This window comes from Bradyrhizobium ottawaense (genome assembly GCF_002278135.3).
Classification (GTDB): domain Bacteria; phylum Pseudomonadota; class Alphaproteobacteria; order Rhizobiales; family Xanthobacteraceae; genus Bradyrhizobium; species Bradyrhizobium ottawaense.
The window spans coordinates 7554459-7573729 of the sequence record NZ_CP029425.2 but is presented as its reverse complement, the minus strand read 5'-3'; the positions used below and the strand labels follow the sequence as shown (position 1 = coordinate 7573729).

The following is a 19271-nucleotide window of genomic DNA, read 5'->3' as shown; positions in this document are numbered from 1 at the left end:
GCCGGCAGCTGCAACCTCACCTAGGGTCTGTACCTAAATAGCGCCACGTGATTCTCTTGCCTACGTGTTGATTCGGGGGCGAGAGAATGCGCGCTGGTTTGTTTTGGCTGAACGACAGGCAATGGGCGCGTATCGAACCGCATCTGCCGAGGGGACTGACGGGGCCGGATCGGGACGACGACCGACGCATCGTCAGCGGCATCATTCACATGCTGCAATCGGGTGCACGATGGCGTGATTGTCCACGTGAATACGGCCCTTACACGACGATCTACAATCGCTTCAATCGCTGGGCCAAGCGAGGACGATGGTGCGCAATCTTCGAAGCGCTGGCCAAGCCTGGCGAAGACGGCGTCGTACTGTCGCTCGACTCGACCTCGATTAAAGCTCACCGGTGTGCCTCCGGCGGAAAAGGGGGGAGCACAATCAAGCAATCGGCCGCTCGCGCGGAGGCCGCACGACAAAAATCCATGCGCTGAGCGATCCGCTCTGCCGGCCGGTCGTCCTGCATCTGACTCCAGGCCAGGATGCCGATATCGCTGCGGCTCCCGATGTCCTGGCGCTCGCGCCACCCATGAGCGTGCTCCTCGCCGACAAAGGGTATGATGGCGACAAGCTTCGCGGCGAAATCATTCGTCGTGGCGCCAAGCCCGTAATCCCCAATAAATCTAACCGTGTCGTCATCCATCGCTTCAACAAACGCGCCTACAAAGGACGAAATGTCATCGAACGCTGCTTTTGCAGGCTCAAGGACTTCCGGCGCATCGCCACGCGATATGACAAGCTCGCCCGTAATTTTTTGGCCGCTGTTCATCTCGCCGCTCTCGTCGCATATTGGCTCAATTGAGTCTGGACCCTAGCTAGTGAGGCTAGCAGCGAAATTCTGACCTACGTGCGCGGTCAGGCGCGCACTTGGATCGATCGGCCAACAGGTTGGCTGTGGCGTTTGTCGATCAGCGCTGAGTCATCCAATCTGAAGTCTTTGGAGACTCATGGCGTGGGGCGGTAGCCTGGTTAGGGCCGCGCGCTGATGCTGTAGAGGCTGTTGGTGTGATCGCCGGTATCCCCACAGATCGCGTCCGGAATCTTCGGATCGCCGCTGGCGGCAATAGCGGCGTGGCCGGAGCGGTTGGAATGCTGCTTCCCAGATCCGCTGGAGTGACTGGCGGAATTGCGGCGACCGCGTCACTTATCGACAGAATGATATGCCTCTCGGTCCCGATGATTGTTGCATCAAGAGCAAGCGGCGTGAATCTCGCATGCAACAGGACCGATCGGCGCAGCCGACATCGGACAGTCGATCGATGTTAACGAAGCGACGTATCACATGTGATCGGCGGGCGTCGATAGTTGCCTGAGATGGTCCGTCGTGACGGCCGGCCGCCGCGAGCAACCATGCGATCCGCACCCCTCGGATGCTACGAGGGTTGCGATGCTCAGTCGGTGGTTCATTGTCGTCAGCTTTTCGACAGGTGCTGCAGGTAGAGTCCCTGCGAGTTCGATGGGCGCGATATGCTCGCGCCGAGCCGCTGCGAAGGTGATGAGAGAGGGGGCTCATCGAGGCTGCCGGGGCTGGTGGCGAGAGGCATTCATTCGCTCACCATCGGGCCAAGGGTGCGGCCTGAAATGCTTCCTGTTGATGTGCGCATAACGCTCGCAGTTTTACCGCTTTCTTCGATGCAATCAGGAGTGAACTAAATGGCGTATCTTCCCGTGGCCGGTCTCCCCGTGGTCGGCGCACTCGATTCGACGGTGAATGGGGTGGGGTCAGAGGGGGTGGTTGCCAGCCCAGCTTTCAGCACACTGTTGGGACAGTATGTCACGCCGGGTGCCTACCAGTACCTGCCGGCAGGCGCTGCCGTCGTTGTCGCTCCGGTGGTCGTTCCTGCAGGTGGCGTCACAACCGCTGTCGTGGCTCCGGCGGTCGTCACTTCAGTCGTGGCTGCTCCCGTGTACATGATGGCTCCGCCTCCTCCTTTCATGCTGTTGAGCCAGCAAAGTTCGGGTTCGGAGCCTTCCGTCGATCCGGTATGGACGCATGAGGTCAAGGATGGCAAGGCCACGATCAACCTCGGCGACAAATATACGATCACAGCCAATGAGAAGGATGGCACCTGGACCGTCCGCAACAACCAGACCGGCCATGTCACGAAGATCCATGGCGATCCCCATGTTGACGCTAACGGGGACGGCAAGGATGACTTCGACTTCAAGAAAGATATGACCTTCCAGCTCGACGATGGGACCAAGATTACCGTCAATAATGTCGACTACGGTAATGGTGAGACCATCTCCTCAAGGCTGACCATTACGAACGGCCACAACGCGATGGTTGTGGAGGGGCTCGGCGACGACAAGGATGGCAAAAACAATCTGAGGGTGACTCAGTCCAACGCTGGCATGACTCTTGATGAGCTGACACCCGATGGTGCCCAGACGATCCATGAGAGCGGCCAAGGCTGGGTCGATGGCGCCGGCGGCGTGGTGAATCAGGCGAGTATCGATGCCGGCGAACAGGGTCGCGCGCCGGGCAACTACCAGTCTGCAAGCGCAACGCCTGCCAGTGCAACACCCGTGTTCTTCGTTCCTCCTCCACCGCCGCCTCTTGCGATGGTTCCGTTTGCCGTCGCTCAGACGCCAGCGCCGTCATCTCAGCCAGCGCCAGTGTGGTCGCACGAGGTCAAGGACGGCAAGGCGACGATCAACCTTGGTGATAAGTATACGATCACAGCCGATGAGAAGGACGGCACCTGGACCGTTAGGAACAACCAGACCGGCCATGTCTCGAGGATCCACGGCGATCCTCACGTCGATGCTAATGGCGACGGCAAGGACGATTTCGACTTCAAGAAAGGTATGACCTTCCAGCTCGACGACGGCACGAAGATTACGGTGGACACGGTCGATTATGGCAAGGGAAAAACCATCTCCTCGAAGCTCACCATCACCAACGGCGACAATGCCATGGTTGTGGAGGGACTCGGCGACGACAAGGATGGGAAAAACAATCTGAAGGTCACGCAGTCTAATGCTGGGCGAACGCTTGATCAGCTGACGTCCGATGGAGCTCAGACAATCCATGAGACAAATCAGGGGTGGGTTGACAACTCCGGACGCAAGGTGACGCAGTCGGTGATCAACCACAATGAGAACCCGGATGCGCCGCCGGATTTCAAGACGATGATGCGCGAGGCCATGTTCCGGCGCATTTTCGGTCGCGATGCACAGCCGGCATGAGGCCTGATCCCGGGGATGTCGGAAACTCGTGGAAGCGGGCGCTAGCGCCCGCCTTTCATTTTCGCCAAACGGCCGCGAGAAGGGCAGCTTGGCGATCTATCGATTTAGGATCGACGGTAACAGCCAGATTGTCTTGGCAATCGCAGCCTTGGCGCCGACAAACGGGCGGAGGGCCTCCAGACCCGGCTACCCGGCTAGAATTGCTGCGGCGCGTTGCCGGCGATGGAGGCGCTGCACGGGAACGGTGCTCTCAGGTCTGTCTGCACGTCAACGTCCTGCAGATGCAGGCGTCGCAGCGAAAATCCCGGCCAAGATCGTAGATTGGATTGGGGACGGCCTCGGCGGCGCGATCTACCCTCGGCTCAAAAGCATAAGCCACTGTTTCGCGTTGAGCCCTGCCTGTCTTTAGCCTACCAAGCCGGGCGTGAACCCTTGCGCTCCCAGAACATCCATCATCCTCTCACGAAGCCGGAGGCGCCATGGCTTTGAGCATCACCATTTCCGTCAAAGTCTGCTGTTGGGGACGCCAAAGGGACGTCGCAGCAGCCCGCTGCCAAAAAGATCCAGGTGCATTCGGATTCGCGGAGCAGTTCGCAGCGGACCTGAAAGATCATAGAATGCGCATCTAACTGCTGGCGTGTGCCAAAGTCTCACTTGGCACGTCTTCGATTCAATCACCAGGCGGCCGTATCGCTATCTGGCGCCGACCATCGGCTCATCCATCATCAAGCTCGCTCATGGCCTCATCCATATCCGACTGCGAATCGCTTATGACTTGCGTCGCGACGGAAACGAGAGCCTTTTCGAATGCTCGGCGCAGTAGCGCTGCACGCGTGTCATCGCCGCCGTTCTCGGCGGTGTCGGAGGGGGCGCCAACCTGCGACGCTGTTGCATTGATATCGGCTGCGTCTGCGTTCATGTCGTAACACCCGGATAGCGGCGTCGCCTAGATGACCTATCCTCTTCATGCTAGCAGGAGCAGCTTGCGAAAAGCTGACTAAGATCGAGCTTCCTTGGCGGCTTCATCCATGATCGAGAAGGATCATGAGCACGCGCCAGCGGAAGTGATGACATTCAAAGCGGCGCGCGATGCTGCTGTCGAGCTGGCTGCACGCAAGCGGGCCAATCTCGTCAAGGTGCTGCCTTAAAGCATTGCGGACTCAGGGCTTTACCTCCGACGGTTCAATCACGAAGTAGCATGTACCGGGGCGAAGGCCGCATACGTTATCGCAGGTGCACGAGCCGCCATCACATTCGTCTCCTTTTCCGCCAGTTAGCAATTCGTGGAACAGAAACGCGCCCTCTGCAAATTCCTTTGCGTTGCCTTGGCGAACTCCTCGGATACCGTTTTTCGATTGAGCGATTGCTTTCGTATACAGATGAAGTTTCGGGCAGTTCGCAGCAATGCCGAACGCCGCGCCCTGCAGAAATGCAACGCTTCGGCCATCGGCGTGCGCTGATGATGAGCACGGCCGTTGTTGGCGATTTGAACAACATCAGACCTCTTGTCCCCATAACACCATACCGATTGCGGCGCTAAAGCATCGCTACCCTGCTGTTGGCTGATCTTCCTTATCCGCGCCGCGCATCACGATCTTCAGCGCATCATCCGGCAACGGCCGCTGCAATGCCTTTGCTTCATCCCGCGGCGCGCGCATCCATACGTCGCGCTCCTCATCGGTCGTCAGGAAGCCATAAACGAGGTGAGGGCCGGGGGCCGGCTTGGACTTGGTGCCCCGGTCGCCCTTGAACCCGGTCCAGATGCCCGCGATCAGATGGGCATGGCGGCTACCGGCCGGTTGTACACGCCGCTCGCGGGAGAGATCGACAGGCGCGCAGCCAGCCAAGGAGCAAGGTTGTGTTCCAGCCAGCCATGGCAATCGCTGATGAGCGATCCTCATCAGTGGTCGCGTTGTCGACCGTGGTGAGGCATCCGGGCGAAACTTTGCGCCGCAATGCTGCTCGAAGAACAGGGAGTCGTCCAGAAACCTGACGGCGTTTGCCCCTGAGGTTGGTGAGCGTGATTTTGGTTTGATGAGCGCTCATCCATGCGAATAAGTTGCTGAGAAACACGATGCCAGCAGGTCGGACAAAGCCGAGATTGCCGAAATCGTTGATGACCTCCGGCGGCCAGCCGTTGACGGCGTGCGCCGCAAGATCGGCCGCAACCTTCGACAGGGACAGTCCATTGAATGGTACCGTCAAATTAACGAATTGGAGCGGCGGAGGGGTAGACGACCGGCAGACCGCCCGGGACCCTCTTTATCGCCGCCATCGCACCGGAAGTGATCAGTTATCCCGTTTGGTTATATTTCCGGCTTCCCTTAAGCTTGCGGATGGTCGAGGAAATGCTGGCGGCGCGTGGCATTGGCGTGACCTATGAAACCGTGCGCCAGTGGGGACGGAAATTCGGCAAGCCGTTCTCCGATCGGATCCGCCAGCGCACTCCCCCTCGCGGTGACAAATGGCATCTGGACGAAGTCGTTATCTCGATCGCGGGCGAACAACATTGGCTCTGGCGCGCTGTCGACCAGAATGGCTTCGTTCCTGACGTCTTGATCCAGCGCCGAAGAAACTCGCGCGTTGCGCAGCGGCTCATGAAGAAGCTCTTGAAATCCGCCGGCACGCCGCCGCGCGTTATGATCACGGATAAGCTGCGTTCGTACGGCGCTGCGAGGGCGAAGATGGGCTTACACGTCGAACATCGCCAGCACAAAGCTCTCAACAATCGGGCCGAGAATTCTCATCAGCCGACGCGGCGACGCGAGCGGATCATGACGCGCTTCAAATCGTCCCGTCAGGCTCAACGGTTTCTGTCCGTTCACGATCAGGTCGCGAACCTTTTCCACATCCCCTATCCCGGCGCCGCCACCGCCGACTTCCGTCGTGCTTCGCGCGAGCGAGCCTTTGCGACTTGGCGCGAGATCTCCATGACAAGCGCTATCGCCGACTCTCGACCTCTGAGAATCGCCTCCTTCGGCTCGGCGGTCGATTAAGTTGACGATGCCCCCTGATGAGCCAGAGCCTCCCTTCTCGAAAAGCCTGATCAGTCTCAAATTGTCTGACGACGGACAATCGTTGCCACTGTCTCAGCCAGGCTGCTGTCATCCGAAAGACGGCAAATCCGGGCGCGGGTCCACCCTTCTTCCCGAGCTCGTCAGCTTCTCGAAAGCCAACCTTCCTAGCATTCAAGCCCGGTCTCTAGATGCCGATGCCGCCCATGCTGAACTAGGGGGCCCGCTAGTGGATCTGCAGGAGATTTTGTTATCAGAAAGGAGAGCTTTATGGATTCCAATCGGATAAGCGGTGCCGGCGCGCAAGGGTCTCCAACGGGTTACGTCCGGACACAGGAGGATCATGATCTATTTAGGCAGGCCGCGAATGAAGCCCGGTCATTATCATCTGCCGGGCCTGTGTCGGCACAGACGCCGATTTGGCGTTCGAGCGCTCCATACGGAAGCTTTTCACGCGATGGCTACTCTTGGAACAACGACGTATGGGGCCCGCACCCTGGGCCTCAGACGATTTCGGTGAGTGCAGCCAACCGGTGGAGCGTGTGGTCGAACCAGCCCAATACTCCTGGCATCAAGAGCTATCCGCACGTGGCTTTCAATATCGGGAAACCGCTCAGCTCAATCAACACTCTGAGCTCGAGCTTCAATCAGGAAGTTCCCACTGGCGGCGCCTGGGATGTCGCCTACGATATCTGGGACAGCTCAGACCGACATGAGATAATGCTCTGGACAAACTACACCGGAAACTCGGACGGGAGCGGCAACGTTAAGCCCATTTCATATCATTATGCCCCTTCCGGTGCGGCGATTCCGGTCTACAGCAATGTCAATGTAGGCGGGGCGACTTGGAACGTGTTTGAAGGCGAAGGCTCCGATGGTCACAAGGTCATCTCATTGCTGCGCACTTCGAAGACCAACAGCGGGACAGTGGACATCAAGAGTATCCTGCAGTGGATCAAGTCGAAGGGGTACTTTGGCGACATAAACGTCGGTAGCGTCCAATACGGCGTCGAGATTACCTCGTCCCCGGGGGGAAAGAACTTCAATTTCAACAACTGGTCCGTGACTTCGAAGTGAAGTCCGCGCGGGCGGTAAGGTGAGCTGCGCTATGCCAATGAGCCACGCTGACTGACGGCCTTGGCTTGCCGCTCACATCCCGACCGCCACGATCCCGGCCTCAACCGAACCTATGCCGAGATGGCAAGCCATTACGGCACGGCCATCTCGCAGCCCGGCCGCGGCGCCCAAAAGATAAGGCAAAGGTCGAAGTTGCGGTGCAAGTCGCGCAGCGATGGATTTTGGCGCGGCTGCGCAACCAACGCTTCTTTTCGTTGGCGTGACCTGCCACTGAGCATTTCCTCCAGAAGGATTCAGAGTCCGCCCCGAAGAAGGACGGACAGATGAAGCGAGCAAGGTTCACGGAAGAGCAGATTATCGCAGTGTCGAAGGCGCATGAGGCCGGGGCGAAGACGGCCGACCTAGCTCGCAAGCACGGGGTCTCCGAAGCGACGATCTACAATTGGAAGGCCAGCTCGCAATGGTTGGCACGCAAGATCGCCGCGATGGGGCATACCGTCCGCATTATTCCGGCTCAATTCGTCAAGCCTTATGTAAAGTCCAACAAAAGTGACATCATCGATGCCGCAGCGATCGCGGAAGCAGTGACGCGACCAACAATGCGCTTCGTCGAAATACGGTCGCCCGAACACATTGACCTGCAAGCGCTGCATCGTGTTCGCGATAGGATGATTTCGCAACGGACGTGCCTCATAAATCAGATGCGCGCTTTTTGCCTTGAATATGGGATCGCTACTCGACTCGGGAAGCGTCCGAGGGAGGGTGTTTCCTCCCTTCGGCCATCACCTTATCCGTTGACCGTCGGCTACTTTTCTGACTCAATCAAGCCGTTTATGGACCGGTCTTAACAACCTCGGGGGCGGCATGGATTCGATCCTTCGCGTTCTGATGCCCTTCTTCGGGCCGAAGAACTATTCTGAGATGCTCTAGAAGAACGCTTTGGCGGATTTCTGGCTGACCTTAGCCTGCTCGTTCCTGGTGAGGTACGATCCTTGGATTAACGGTCTTTTCTTGCGAGTTGAGCATCTGCCCGGCGTCAAGGAATTCGCCACGGCTATTAAAGCTCCTGAGGTGAACGTGGGCGGCTTCGCGCTTGCTTTGCTGGTGCTCATCTTCAGCAGGGTCACCCGATTCCATGATCGGATTTCGGACATATTTAAGATCAGGGCGAGGTTCGACCGCGCTAACATCCTTCTCCCTCTGGCTGTCATGTCGGGTGCGCAGATGTCGGCCCGTCAGGTGGCAAATCTCAAACGCGACCGCCATCCCCTCGTGAGAGCGACGTTCTACAAATACGCGTCCAGCCGAAGCGAACATCCGCTCGTCGACAAGCACGACATCGAAAGCGCATTGGAGGCTTGGCACATATTGGGTTGCCTTGGAGTGGCTCTTCATACTCACAGGCTTCGCGGTCTTATCCGCCTTCGCCAGGGCAGCTTGGTTTCTGATCATTTTTTGGACCGCCTCGATGGCCGCGCTTCTATTTATGCATCTTCGGTATGGATTGCTGGAACGAAGGGCGGATCCCCAGATCCAACAGATAGCCGGGAATGCCGAGGCAAGTGCAGGCAACCGCCAAGCATTCACAGAGGCGGCCATCTGATGTGGTACAAGATCGGGAAGGATATCATCGTCCGGAGCGAAAACGCAGCCAAGCCGGAAACACAGAGTTGGGCCTATCTTAAGAAGCTGATCTCGCGTCTCGAGCCAATTCATTCCAGCTTCGACTTTGGCTGCGGCAAACTGCGTTACGAACGGGCAATAGCCAAAACCACCGGCGAACTTGCGTTGGTGGATTCGGAAGTGCAGCTTTCAAGGGGTCAAATGATCCGCGGTCGTTCGACCACCATCCGCGATTACGTCGGCAAATCAAATCACGTCCACGCCCTCACCGTGGGTCAGTTTGCCTCCCATGACCGGAGATACGACCGCGGCTTCTGCATAAACGTTCTTTCTGTGATCCCATCGGCAAGCGTGAGACTTGGCATCGTTCAACTGATGAGAGCTAAGCTAAAGCCAAACGGCACTTGCTTGTTTGTGACGCTCTATCGCAATTCTGATTTTACAAGGATGCAGAATCTCCCGAATTGTCAACCATACGGCAACGGCTTCCTCATGGACTCGCTTAGGGGCCATTCCTTCTACGGCCTCATCCCGCCGGACGATCTCGCCGGATTGGTTAAGCGTGCAGGCTTCTCGGTCGAGTCGATCGTGCTGGATGAAGGCTCCGCATACCTGTGGGCCCGAACTCCGGACGGGCGACCTGGACCGATCAATTTCGAAATCCGTGAAACTGCGGAGAACTTTCAGATTCGATCTCAGCCAAGCGTGAGCAACCGCAGCTCGGCAAGGTAGACCAGGCCGGCAGAGACGGCGCTTGGATCCTGAGCAGCAGCCGCGGGGGCTCAAGTCACATCGACGACCTGTCCCGCTTAGGTTCGTCTGCTTCCGATAGTCGGCGATCTGCTGTCTGTAGTGGCCGATGCTCGGCGCATCCGGAGCCACGTCGCTCTTCCAATCGACGACCGCGTCGATGGCGCCGGCCTCGTCGAACGCGATCGCGTCAACCTGTCCGGAGAGCAGGACCTTGCCGCCTTCGTGAGTCTGGCTTCCGAACAACGGGAGCTCGGGGGCGAGACGCGGTCGCGGCGTCACGACGTCCGGAAGAGCGAGCGTCCGCAGCACCGTGGCGGTCAGTTCGACGGCGCTGATGCCCATCTTCGGATCCTCCGCCGGTTCGTGCCCCATCTGCCGGATCAGTTCCGCAGCCCGCGTTTCAAGTCCGCCCTGGCGTCGCAGGCTTCTCCGGTCAGCACCTCCTCGATTAGCTTGTGAAGGATGGTGCCACGCGTCGAACTTCTGAGAACGGCAGCAGGCTCCGCAGCGCCGGTTTCCGGAATTTCCCCGCTTTCGATCTTCGCTTCTGGCTCGTCCACCTGATCAAGTTCGCTCCGGCTCGGGCGACGCCAGATCACGGTCTTGCGCACATCGAAGATAGCGGTCGCCTCGGCGGCGAAGGTCTCGCGGGTCTGCCCGTTCTCTAGCGGCGTGACGTTCCTTTCCTTCGCGGTGCCGACGTCGTTCGGGTTGATCGCCGGGAGACCAGCCAGGCCCAAATCGACGAGCTTTGCCCAGCACTTGTCCGACAGGTCGGCGGAGTGCCTAGGCAGGATCAGCAGGTCGCGCGCCCGGGTCGCGGCCACGTACCAGAGGCGTACGCGCTCGCGCCGCTGCTGCTGCCGCGGTGACGGTGTTGCCCCACGGATTGGCCGAGGAGACAATCACGGATTGAGCAGTTGCGGAGGCTGTGCGGACGCCGATCCCGCTGCGGCGATCGAGGCCAGCACGATTCCTAGCGTCAATGCTGACCCGGACAGCCAGCGCTGTTTGAGCAGGATTGAAGTTGACGCCGAAACTCGCGCCGGCACGGCTACTACGTTTGAAATGAAAACGGTGATGACCACGGGCGAAACAAAAAGCCGTCACGCACATTCGCCGTGAGCGGCAGCCGTTCGCCCCGAATGCGGCAGATCTCGATCGGCTTTGCAACGTCTTGGAGCACCCCGCCCCTGCGTCAGTCCATGACCACGACCGGCAGCAAGGTTTCCTGGCTCGCGGGTTGACGCCTCCGACCACCTTCCCAGGTTCGAACGAACGAACCCAATGGCCCAACTGTCGTCGGCTCGCCGCTTACAGTTGCGGGGGCAGCTTCGGCCTTGTCCGTGAGGACGCACCGTATTCCCTTGATACGCCTTTCGGCGCTACCGATAACCAGACTGAAGGCCCCTCATAACCGAGTCAAGCAAGGGGCGTGAATCGAGTGCTGAGTGACACAACATGTGACAGTTTAGCCCGTCCTATTCGTGAGAGTGCGTTTTTCTAGTCCGATTGATGTGGCCGCACATCTGCTCTGACGAGGCGCACAGGATTGCCTTCGGCTTTTCACCGCCTGACGACCCGTACTTTGCAACGCGCTTGAGGGATAAGTTGGGCGAACGGGGGGCGGACGCCCCGCCGGTCAAGGACTGAGCGGCAGCAGCGCGCCGGGCAAGCCGCGGATCAGGTCGGCTTCGGGACATGCCGCGGCGAACGCAAGGCGAATGCGGCTCGTGGTCTCGACCACACGGGCAGCGAGTTTCAAGAGACTCCGCCTCGACGGCATTTGCGATGTTCGTTTCGATCTTCTCTAGCAAGATCGACCTGATCTGAGGATCGAGGGGCGACTCCGACGTCGAAAGCCCAGCCAAATGTCCCAGCTCTTTGATGCGGCCGTGATGGCCGGCTCGGGTGCCGTTTACATGTCTCAACCGTTCGCACAGTGTATCGAAGCCGGCTTGTCCGCCTATGATCGCCCTGCCTGTCGTGCTGAGCATGTCCGGTGTTAGCCCTGCGAGGTACTTCACGCTGACCCTGAACCGCGCGTCGCGATCTGCAAGGCAGAACGCCATTGCGACGATGGCGTCGAACAGCGCGGAATTCGAGAGGTCATGGTACTCCGCGGGGAGAAGCTTGCGCGCAGCCTGCTTACGGCTAGGGTCAGGGTGAACGAGACCAACCACGAAGTCGAAGGCTTCTTCGTCGGGAATCTCGACGAGAGATTGCTCGAAATCGCGCAAGTCGACGGTCGGAAGGAGCAGATGCGCCAACAGCTTCAGGCCGAACGGCAGCAATTGCTCCAGCAACTTGCTGGATCGGCGGGAGATGTCCGGCGCGCGGAGGATGAGGCACGGCTGTTCGAAGCCATGTTCGCGCAATTCCAGGCCATCCGCGACTCTGGCCTGACCTGCTTTGGATGCGGCGAGGAATTGGCTGCTTTCGATCGCAAGCTGGCGGAAATCGGCAAAAATATCGAAGACGCCAAGCGGAATCGCGATCCCAAGCTCGTTGCCGATCTGGAGCGCCTAGCCGCGGAGGTCAAGACGGCAAACCGGCTCAAGACCGAGACACAGGATGCGTCGACCCGGGCACACAGCGCGAAAGACAGGGCCGAGGGCGCGTATGAAGACTACATGAAGAACAATCGTGAAGTCCTGGCGGTGGCACGTCGCGCCCGCGCGCGCCAGCTGCTGGACGGATTCCCGCAATCGAGGGAGATGAGCGACTACCGGTCGAAGGTGGCCGAAATGGCGGCTCAGTCCTTGTCGGACCGCATCGCTGGGCTGACGGCGGACCGTGAAAACCGTTCTACCAACCGGCGCTCCACCCTGATGAGGGAAATGACGGGCGCCGTGAACAAGCACGGGCAGGACTTCTATCTCGTGCCGCCGTTCACCGCCGAGGAGGCGACGCCGTCGGCCGTCGAGCAGTGGGCGGTCGCCGAAAAGGACCGATTGGATGGGCATGAATTGGTCCAGTACGCGGAGCAGTGTCGGAACGCTGAGACGGAGATGACCTCGGCATTCCGGGACGACCTTCTCCATCGGCTCGACGATGCCTTCACCGGCATCAAGTCCACCCTGAACGAGCTCAACCGCCACCTGAAGGACCGCCAGTTCCACGGGCGCGACTACTACTCGTTCAAGGCGCTCGAGGCCCCGACCCACGTCGCGCGCCGCCCTAATGGACGTCATTGCGGACAAGCTTGCGAACGAGGCCGAAAGCCGCGAGACAGCGCTCGAAAAGGTTGCCGCTCTTGCTAAGCGGGTGAAGTGGCTGCGGGTGGCGAAGCTCGCAACGACGTCGGCGGCTTCGATCTATTTCGGCGTTCCGCCGGTCGGGGCCGCCGGCGAGTTCTTCGAACTCGGCAGAAAGATGTGGAGCGAGGGCTTCGGGAAGAGCGATGCCGATGCGGCGAAGAAGGCCGTCGGCGATGCCGTCAAGGAAGGCGGCGAGCTTCTAAAACCGAAGGAGGAAACGTCTCCTCCGAAGGAAATTCAGGCTCTGCGCGACACGCTCGAGCAAACCCTTGAAGAACTCGGTATCACGCTTGTCGTGTTGATCGACGATCTCGACCGCTGCCTGCCCGAGACAACGATCTCGACGCTCGAAGCCATCCGCCTCTTCCTATTCCTCAAGAACACCGCCTTCGTCATCGCTGCGGACAACGACATGATCAAGCACGCAGTCCGCAAGCACTTCGCGGGCTTCGAAAATGACTTGATGGTAACGAACTACTTCGACAAGCTGATCCAGGTTCCGATCCGCGTGCCGCAACTCGGCACGCAGGAGGTCCGCGCATACATGATGCTGCTATTCGTGGACAACAGCGACCTGCCCGAGCCCGACAAGGAGAAGATTCGCGCCGCCGTGATCCGTCAACTGAAGAGCACTTGGCAGGGCAAGAAGGTGGACCGCGCGTTCGTCAACTCGCTTGACATCGGCTTACCGGGATCGCTGGTCGGACAACTCGACACTGCCGAGCGGCTGTCTTCGCTCATGACAACGGCGTCCGGAATTGTCGGCAATCCCCGCCTGATCAAGCGCTTCCTGAACGCGCTATCGATCCGCATGACCATCTCCAAGGCGCAGGGTGTGGGCGTGGATGAGGCGGTCCTCGCTAAGCTCCTTCTGTTCGAGCGCATCGGCGACGCCAAAGCCTATGCCGAGCTCGTCAAGAATGTGACGACGGACGCGGAAGGAAAGCCCGCGTTCCTGAAGGACTGGGAGGAGGCAGCGGCCGCCGGTCGCGACCTGGAGACGAAGGATCCGTGGACCGGCGACTTCGTGCGCGAATGGCTGGCGCTTTCGCCGCCGTTGCATGACGTCGATCTCCGCGGGGCTCTTTACGTCAGCCGCGAGCATGCGCCGCTGATCACTCCTGAAGATCGCCTGTCCTCCGACGGCGCCGAACTTCTCGCGGCGATGCTCGAACATCCGGAAATGTCAGCTCGGTTGAGGGACCGCCTGGTCCGGGTGCCCCGGATCGAAACCACAGTGATTATGGATCGACTTCTCGAGCGCGCCCGCAAGGAACAGGAGTGGGGCGCGCCGCAAATACTTACGGCCTGCATTGCGCTCGCCGATGCCGATCCGGTCCAGGGACCGCGTTTGGCGGCGTTCCTCGAGGCGCGCCCTCACCAGCAGATTCAGCCTAGCATCGTGCCGAAGATCAGCGACCGCCCTTGGGCGGCGTCGCTTCTTGAGGTGTGGGGTTCGTCGGGCGACGTTTCTAAACCCGTGAAGAACGCCATCAACAAGACGAGGGCGAATGGGAACGTCGCAGTCTAGCGGGGGCCCGGGCCCGGGCGTCCCGTTGGTGCCGCCTTGGACGCCGGCCGCGCCCCAGGATCCGGTGCCACCTCCTCCGGAGCTTCCCAACGAACAGCCGGATGTACCGCCCGACGGCGCGCCTCCGGACCAAGTGCCCCCGGTTTCTGCTGCACCGCCCGCAGTGCCGCCGCTGCTGCAGCCGTCGCCCATCGCTCCCGAGAAGCGATTCGGCGGCACCCGTGCCAGTCTGGGAGACTTTGCGCGCTCTGGTGACGCGCGTGATCTGAGACGCGGGCTTGGGCACTATATCCGCAACGGGTACGGCGGTTCGAATCCAGCGACCCAGAGGTTTGGTGCCACTGCACAAACCGCTGGTTCGCTCGGCTACACGCTTTACTCGACCGCCTCAGGCGCCGCCGACGCGCCGATCGACGCGGCCGTACTGGCCGGGCGGTCGACGGAAGAGATAGCGACCGCAATCATCGAGGCGGTCAGGCCGGTCGACGGAACTCAGGATGCCGAAGCGGAGCGTGCCGCCATGCACGACGCAATGTCGGAATTGCTGAAGGAGTTTCCGGAAGCCGACCTGCTCAATCTGTCGGACGTCGAACGTGAGTTCGTCATCGAAAAATTCACCGCCATCGATGTCGCCCGGCGCTTCGAACTCGACGTTGGCAAGCACCTTCTCGAACGGGCCCCGACCGCAACGGTCGCAATGTCCCGGTTGAAGCAGATGCGGGCGTACATCGCGGAATCCGTAGCGGCGGCTTTCCGGCGGTTGAGGGACCAGGGGCGAACCCTTACGACGGGACGCGTTGCGAGCGTTGTGCAAGCGGCGCTTCGGGATACGTTCGAGGTATTCGAAGGATACGAAGAATGAGGCTGTTGTGCGCTCCGGCGGACGTCGGCCGCTTCGATGAGGCGGGCACGCTCAGGGTAGTGCTGTACGGCCAGGCAGGCGTCCCTGGTCGAGCGAGCGTAGGCGCCGCTTTACGCGGCGACGTCCGGAAAGAACGGTTTGCTCCCGATAGGCGCGCATGGGATCTCCTTTCCATCTCCAACTCGGTCATGGTGGCGGATGCCGCCGGGCTGCGAACCCAAAGTCCGGATGGATGGACTCGCGAATTCGATCTGGAGATCGCGGTGACCGAACCGGGCTTCTGGAATGGAGTTGCGCCGTTGATCGCCGATGCGCTGGCGTTCTTGACGACCGACAGATGGAGCTTGCGCTTCATCGCGGGCGGAGCGGCAGCTCCCCAGCCGGCGCGTGTGGTCCGGCCGCCGCAGGATTGCGTCGCGCTGTTATCGGGCGGCCTCGACAGTCTGATCGGAACGATTGACCTCGCTGCTGCCGGCACGCTGCCCCTCCTCATCAGTAAGATCGTGCGCGGTGACTCTGAGAAGCAGGAAGAGTTCGCGCATGCGATCGCAGGCGGTCTGAGACACATACAGCTCAACGACAATGCGGTCGTACCAAAACCGAAGGATACCTCGCAGCGCGCCCGTTCGATCATATTTCTCGCCTTCGGAGTTCTCGTCGCGACGGCCCTGGCGCCCTATCAGGAGGGAGCGGCCATTCCCCTATATGTCTGCGAAAACGGGTTCATCGCGATAAATCCACCGCTGACCGGAAGCCGGATCGGAAGCCTGAGCACACGAACGGCGCATCCCCAGTTCCTGGCGTTGTTTCAGGATCTTCTCGACGCCGCTGGCATCCGGGCGGCGCTCTGCACTCCCTACGCCAACAAGACGAAGGGAGAGATGCTGAAGGAATGCAACAATCAGCCGTTGCTGCGCACATTGGCCGTGCGTTCGACGAGTTGCGGTCGATTTCAGAAATTCAAATATAGCCACTGCGGCCGATGCGTACCTTGCCAAGTTCGAAGATCCGCCTTCCTCGCCTGGGGGCAACCGGATCTGACCCAGTACGTCTTTGAAGATATCGGTCGCGACGACGAGCAGCACGCGGGCTTCGACGACGTTCGTTCTGTCGGCATGGCTCTGGCCGCCGCACAAAATGGGGGGTTCGAAGAGTGGCTTGGGAGCGCACTGTCATGGCCGCGAATCGAGAATCGCGAGGCACTGCGGGATATGCTACGTCGGGGGCTCGCCGAACTCGGGCATCTGCATGCGAAATACGGTGTTAAGTGATCGATCTACATGCGCATCTCGACCTCTATCCGGATCCTCAAGCGACGACGAAGGAGTGCGTCGAGCGCAATCTGTTCGTTCTGTCCGTGACGACTACGCCGTCGGCTTGGACCGGGACAGCCGCACTCGCCGAGGGAGCCTCCCGTATTCGCACCGCGCTCGGTCTGCATCCGCAGCTTGCTCACGAACGCCGGAGCGAACTCGCGCTGTTTGAAGATTTGTTGCCGCGAACAAGATACGTCGGCGAGATCGGCCTCGACGGCGGCCCTGAACTGAAGGCAACGTGGGACACGCAGTGTCGGGTGTTCGACAATATCCTGCGAATGTGCGGATCGGCCGGCGGTCGCATCATGACGGTACATAGCCGCCGCGCAGCAGGCCCCGTCCTCGATGCACTGGCCTCGCGGCCCGATTCCGGCATCTCCGTGCTCCATTGGTTTTCGGGATCGCGCCGCGAACTGCAGCGGGCGATTGACCAAGGTTGCTGGTTCAGCGTCGGTCCGGCCATGCTCAACGGCGAACGAGGTCGCGGGTTGGCTGCACTAATGCCGCGCGAACGAATGTTGACCGAGTCAGATGGGCCTTTCGCGCAGGCAGAGGGGCGCTCGCTCTTTCCTTGGGACGTGGCGAAAACCGAACCGATGCTCGCTGAACTGTGGAGCATGGGCCAGGACGAGGTCCGTGACCAGTTGATGTCGAACCTCAAGCGACTGACGACGCAGTTTGCTCCAGAGAATGACCGGTCAACATCAAAGCCGTAGGTCGCCGCTAATCGAGTCACTCTTCCGTAGTCCGCGGACCGACACGGGCGCGGAAGGACCCCCCTCGGTTTTTCTGCGCTCAAGGATCGGCGAGAAGAACGGAGCCAAATTCGTCAACACCGTCAGAAGGATGTGAAATCGAGTCGTTCTTAAAACGAAATCGAGTCGCTCTAAAGGCCCAAATCGAGTCGTTCTAAAAGTGGCCTCACAGCACAATTTGAACTCACTGGTGGGCCCGGCAGGACTCGAACCTGCAACCAGACCGTTATGAGCGGCCGGCTCTAACCATTGAGCTACAGGCCCCGCTGCGGGCGACCGCTCAAAGACGGCCGGCAACGGTGCGCGGCCCGTTTACAGGATAGCCGGCATTCCGGCAATGCCAATTGAAAGAGGCGATTGGGTCCCGCTTTGGCGCTCGCGTCGCTTTATCGGAGCAAAGCTGGAGGGGCCCTTAAGACGTACGGGCTGTCAAGCATGGAAGCGCTGAGCTGACCGAGACAGCCCAGCCTTGCGAAACGGAGTTGACACGGCTCAAAGAGATGCAGACCAAAACTCGCGAGAGCGATCTTCAAATCTAAGGTCGTAAGGTTGTAAGAAAACGGCGCATTGAAAACTACCATACGCGCGTGAATGTAACCGACCATCTCTCGGACCACGGCTCCGTTCTTCTGTTCGACAAACGCCTGGTCGTTCTTGCGGTAAGGCCGGCATTCTAGGCCGGTCATTCCGACAAGATCGATCTCCTCCACGAGGCGTTCGGCCACGGAAGGTCCGATTGTCAGACGTAGACCATCGTCGGTTCGGGCAACGCGGAGTCTGAGGCCTTCGTGCCTATCCATGACATGGGCAAGGCCATGCTCGAGCACTCGGATATTCAGGATTCCGCCGGGCAAGAAGAACAGATCGCCGATGCACGTGGAGGCTGAGCAGGCCAAGGGCTACATGGTGGCCTGGGTCATCGATCGCGCCGATGCAGGCGCCACCAGATGACATTGGTGATTCAAACTCATCGGTTCGACGCTGATCGTAAGCGCAGCTCTGCGGCGCTTTAATTGGCGCTTGACGTCTGTTTGATCACGGTGTGTCCTGGCACGGCATCGTCAACTTAATCGACCGCCGAGCCGAAGGAGGCGATTCTCAGAGGTCGAGAGTCGGCGATAGCGCTTGTCATGGAGATCTCGCGCCAAGTCGCAAAGGCTCGCTCGCGCGAAGCACGACGGAAGTCGGCGGTGGCGGCTCCGGGATAGGGGATGTGGAAAAGGTTCGCGACCTGATCGTGAACGGACAGAAACCGTTGAGCCTGACGGGACGATTTGAAGCGCGTCATGATCCGCTCGCGTCGCCGCGTCGGCTGATGAGAATTCTCGGCCCGATTGTTGAGAGCTTTGTGCTGGCGATGTTCGACGTGTAAGCCCATCTTCGCCCTCGCAGCGCCGTACGAACGCAGCTTATCCGTGATCATAACGCGCGGCGGCGTGCCGGCGGATTTCAAGAGCTTCTTCATGAGCCGCTGCGCAGCGCGCGTCTCTTCGACGCTGGATCAAGACGTCGAGAACGAAACCATTCTGGTCGACAGCGCGCCAGAGCCAATGTTGTTCGCCCGCGATCGAGATAACGACCTCGTCCAGATGCCATTTGTCACCGCGGGCGGGAGCGCGCTGGCGGATCCGATCGGAGAACGGCTTGCCGAATTTCCGTCCCCACTGGCGCACGGTTTCATAGGTCACGCCAATGCCACGCGCCGCCAGCATTTCCTCGACCATGCGCAAGCTTAAGGGAAACCGGAAATACAACCAAACGGCATAGCTGATCACTTCCGGTGGGAAGCGATGGCGGCGATAAAGAGGGTCCTTGGCAGTCCGCATGCCGCTCGTCTACCCCC

The 19271-nt window shown here is 60.0% G+C and carries 12 protein-coding genes, 1 tRNA gene, 6 pseudogenes and 1 riboswitch; of the genes and pseudogenes, 13 read left to right on the top strand and 6 right to left on the bottom strand.

The annotated features are described in order from the left end of the window. The first annotated feature begins 86 nt into the window (after positions 1-86). Both CIT37_RS35435 and CIT37_RS35430 read left to right on the top strand, forming a co-directional pair. A protein-coding gene (locus tag CIT37_RS35435) for an IS5 family transposase (protein ID WP_110115998.1) occupies positions 87-847 on the top strand; the annotation gives its coding sequence in 2 pieces (ribosomal slippage) (positions 87-426 and positions 426-847; 762 coding nt in all). Positions 848-1698: 851 nt separating this feature from the next. Continuing rightward, a complete protein-coding gene (locus CIT37_RS35430; protein WP_095424725.1) occupies positions 1699-3237 on the top strand; it encodes a DUF1521 domain-containing protein in 1539 nt (512 codons plus the stop codon). Positions 3238-3952: 715 nt separating this feature from the next. On the opposite strand, the gene CIT37_RS35425 is transcribed toward CIT37_RS35430, so the two are convergent. Next, positions 3953-4156 (bottom strand): hypothetical protein, encoded by a 204-nt coding sequence (locus CIT37_RS35425; RefSeq protein ID WP_011084467.1) that lies wholly within the window; start codon positions 4154-4156, stop codon positions 3953-3955. A gap of 628 nt (positions 4157-4784) precedes the next feature. Continuing rightward, positions 4785-5027 (bottom strand): annotated as a pseudogene (locus CIT37_RS35420) (hypothetical protein); the annotation flags it as partial. Positions 5028-5425: 398 nt separating this feature from the next. Here CIT37_RS35420 and CIT37_RS35415 point away from each other — a divergent pair. The 6 genes and pseudogenes from CIT37_RS35415 (at position 5426) to CIT37_RS35390 (ending at position 9683) form a co-directional block, all read left to right on the top strand. Continuing rightward, positions 5426-6233: pseudogene (locus tag CIT37_RS35415) on the top strand (IS6 family transposase). A 288-nt stretch (positions 6234-6521) separates the two neighbouring features. Continuing rightward, entirely contained in the window at positions 6522-7328 is an 807-nt protein-coding gene (locus CIT37_RS35410) for a glycoside hydrolase family 12 protein (protein ID WP_011084471.1), read from the top strand. A gap of 81 nt (positions 7329-7409) precedes the next feature. Further along, positions 7410-7588 (top strand): annotated as a pseudogene (locus CIT37_RS35405) (IS21 family transposase); the annotation flags it as partial. Positions 7589-7651: 63 nt separating this feature from the next. Beyond that, a pseudogene (locus CIT37_RS35400) lies at positions 7652-7723 on the top strand (hypothetical protein); the annotation flags it as partial. 60 nt (positions 7724-7783) lie between these two features. Next, a pseudogene (locus CIT37_RS35395) lies at positions 7784-8074 on the top strand (IS110 family transposase); the annotation flags it as partial. A gap of 193 nt (positions 8075-8267) precedes the next feature. Then, on the top strand, positions 8268-9683 hold the full coding sequence (locus CIT37_RS35390) for a class I SAM-dependent methyltransferase (protein ID WP_231088545.1): 1416 nt from the start codon (positions 8268-8270) through the stop codon (positions 9681-9683). Positions 9684-10084: 401 nt separating this feature from the next. Here CIT37_RS35390 and CIT37_RS35385 read toward each other — a convergent pair whose 3' ends face one another. Both CIT37_RS35385 and CIT37_RS35380 read right to left on the bottom strand, forming a co-directional pair. Further along, positions 10085-10531: a hypothetical protein gene (locus CIT37_RS35385; protein ID WP_014498031.1), complete on the bottom strand. Its 447-nt coding sequence runs from the start codon at positions 10529-10531 to the stop codon at positions 10085-10087. Positions 10532-10907: 376 nt separating this feature from the next. Next, a riboswitch (cobalamin riboswitch) is annotated at positions 10908-11109 on the bottom strand. 237 nt (positions 11110-11346) lie between these two features. Further along, positions 11347-11469, bottom strand: coding sequence for a transposase (locus tag CIT37_RS35380; RefSeq protein ID WP_038937273.1), 123 nt, complete (start codon positions 11467-11469; stop codon positions 11347-11349). 400 nt (positions 11470-11869) lie between these two features. Here CIT37_RS35380 and CIT37_RS35375 point away from each other — a divergent pair, with 400 nt between their 5' ends. The 5 genes from CIT37_RS35375 (at position 11870) to qatD (ending at position 17389) form a co-directional block, all read left to right on the top strand. Then, complete coding sequence (locus tag CIT37_RS35375; RefSeq protein ID WP_231088544.1) at positions 11870-12967, top strand: hypothetical protein; 1098 nt, start codon at positions 11870-11872, stop codon at positions 12965-12967. Next, a complete protein-coding gene (locus tag CIT37_RS35370) occupies positions 12888-14495 on the top strand; it encodes a P-loop NTPase fold protein (RefSeq protein WP_099421827.1) in 1608 nt (535 codons plus the stop codon). The genes CIT37_RS35375 and CIT37_RS35370 overlap by 80 nt, the downstream gene beginning before the upstream one ends. Before the next feature lie 163 nt (positions 14496-14658). After that, positions 14659-15357, top strand: a complete 699-nt coding sequence (gene qatB / locus CIT37_RS35365) for a Qat anti-phage system-associated protein QatB (RefSeq protein ID WP_224517554.1) — start codon at positions 14659-14661, stop codon at positions 15355-15357. Next, positions 15354-16628, top strand: coding sequence for a Qat anti-phage system QueC-like protein QatC (gene qatC / locus CIT37_RS35360; RefSeq protein ID WP_014498023.1), 1275 nt, complete (start codon positions 15354-15356; stop codon positions 16626-16628). The genes qatB and qatC overlap by 4 nt, the downstream gene beginning before the upstream one ends. Beyond that, positions 16625-17389, top strand: coding sequence for a Qat anti-phage system TatD family nuclease QatD (gene qatD, locus CIT37_RS35355; RefSeq protein ID WP_014498022.1), 765 nt, complete (start codon positions 16625-16627; stop codon positions 17387-17389). Before qatC ends, qatD begins: the two co-directional genes overlap by 4 nt. Positions 17390-17616: 227 nt before the next feature. Here the strand turns inward: qatD and CIT37_RS35350 are convergent. Further along, positions 17617-17692 (bottom strand) — tRNA-Ile (locus tag CIT37_RS35350). An 802-nt stretch (positions 17693-18494) separates the two neighbouring features. After that, a pseudogene (locus CIT37_RS35345) lies at positions 18495-19254 on the bottom strand (IS6 family transposase). Positions 19255-19271: the final 17 nt, after the last annotated feature.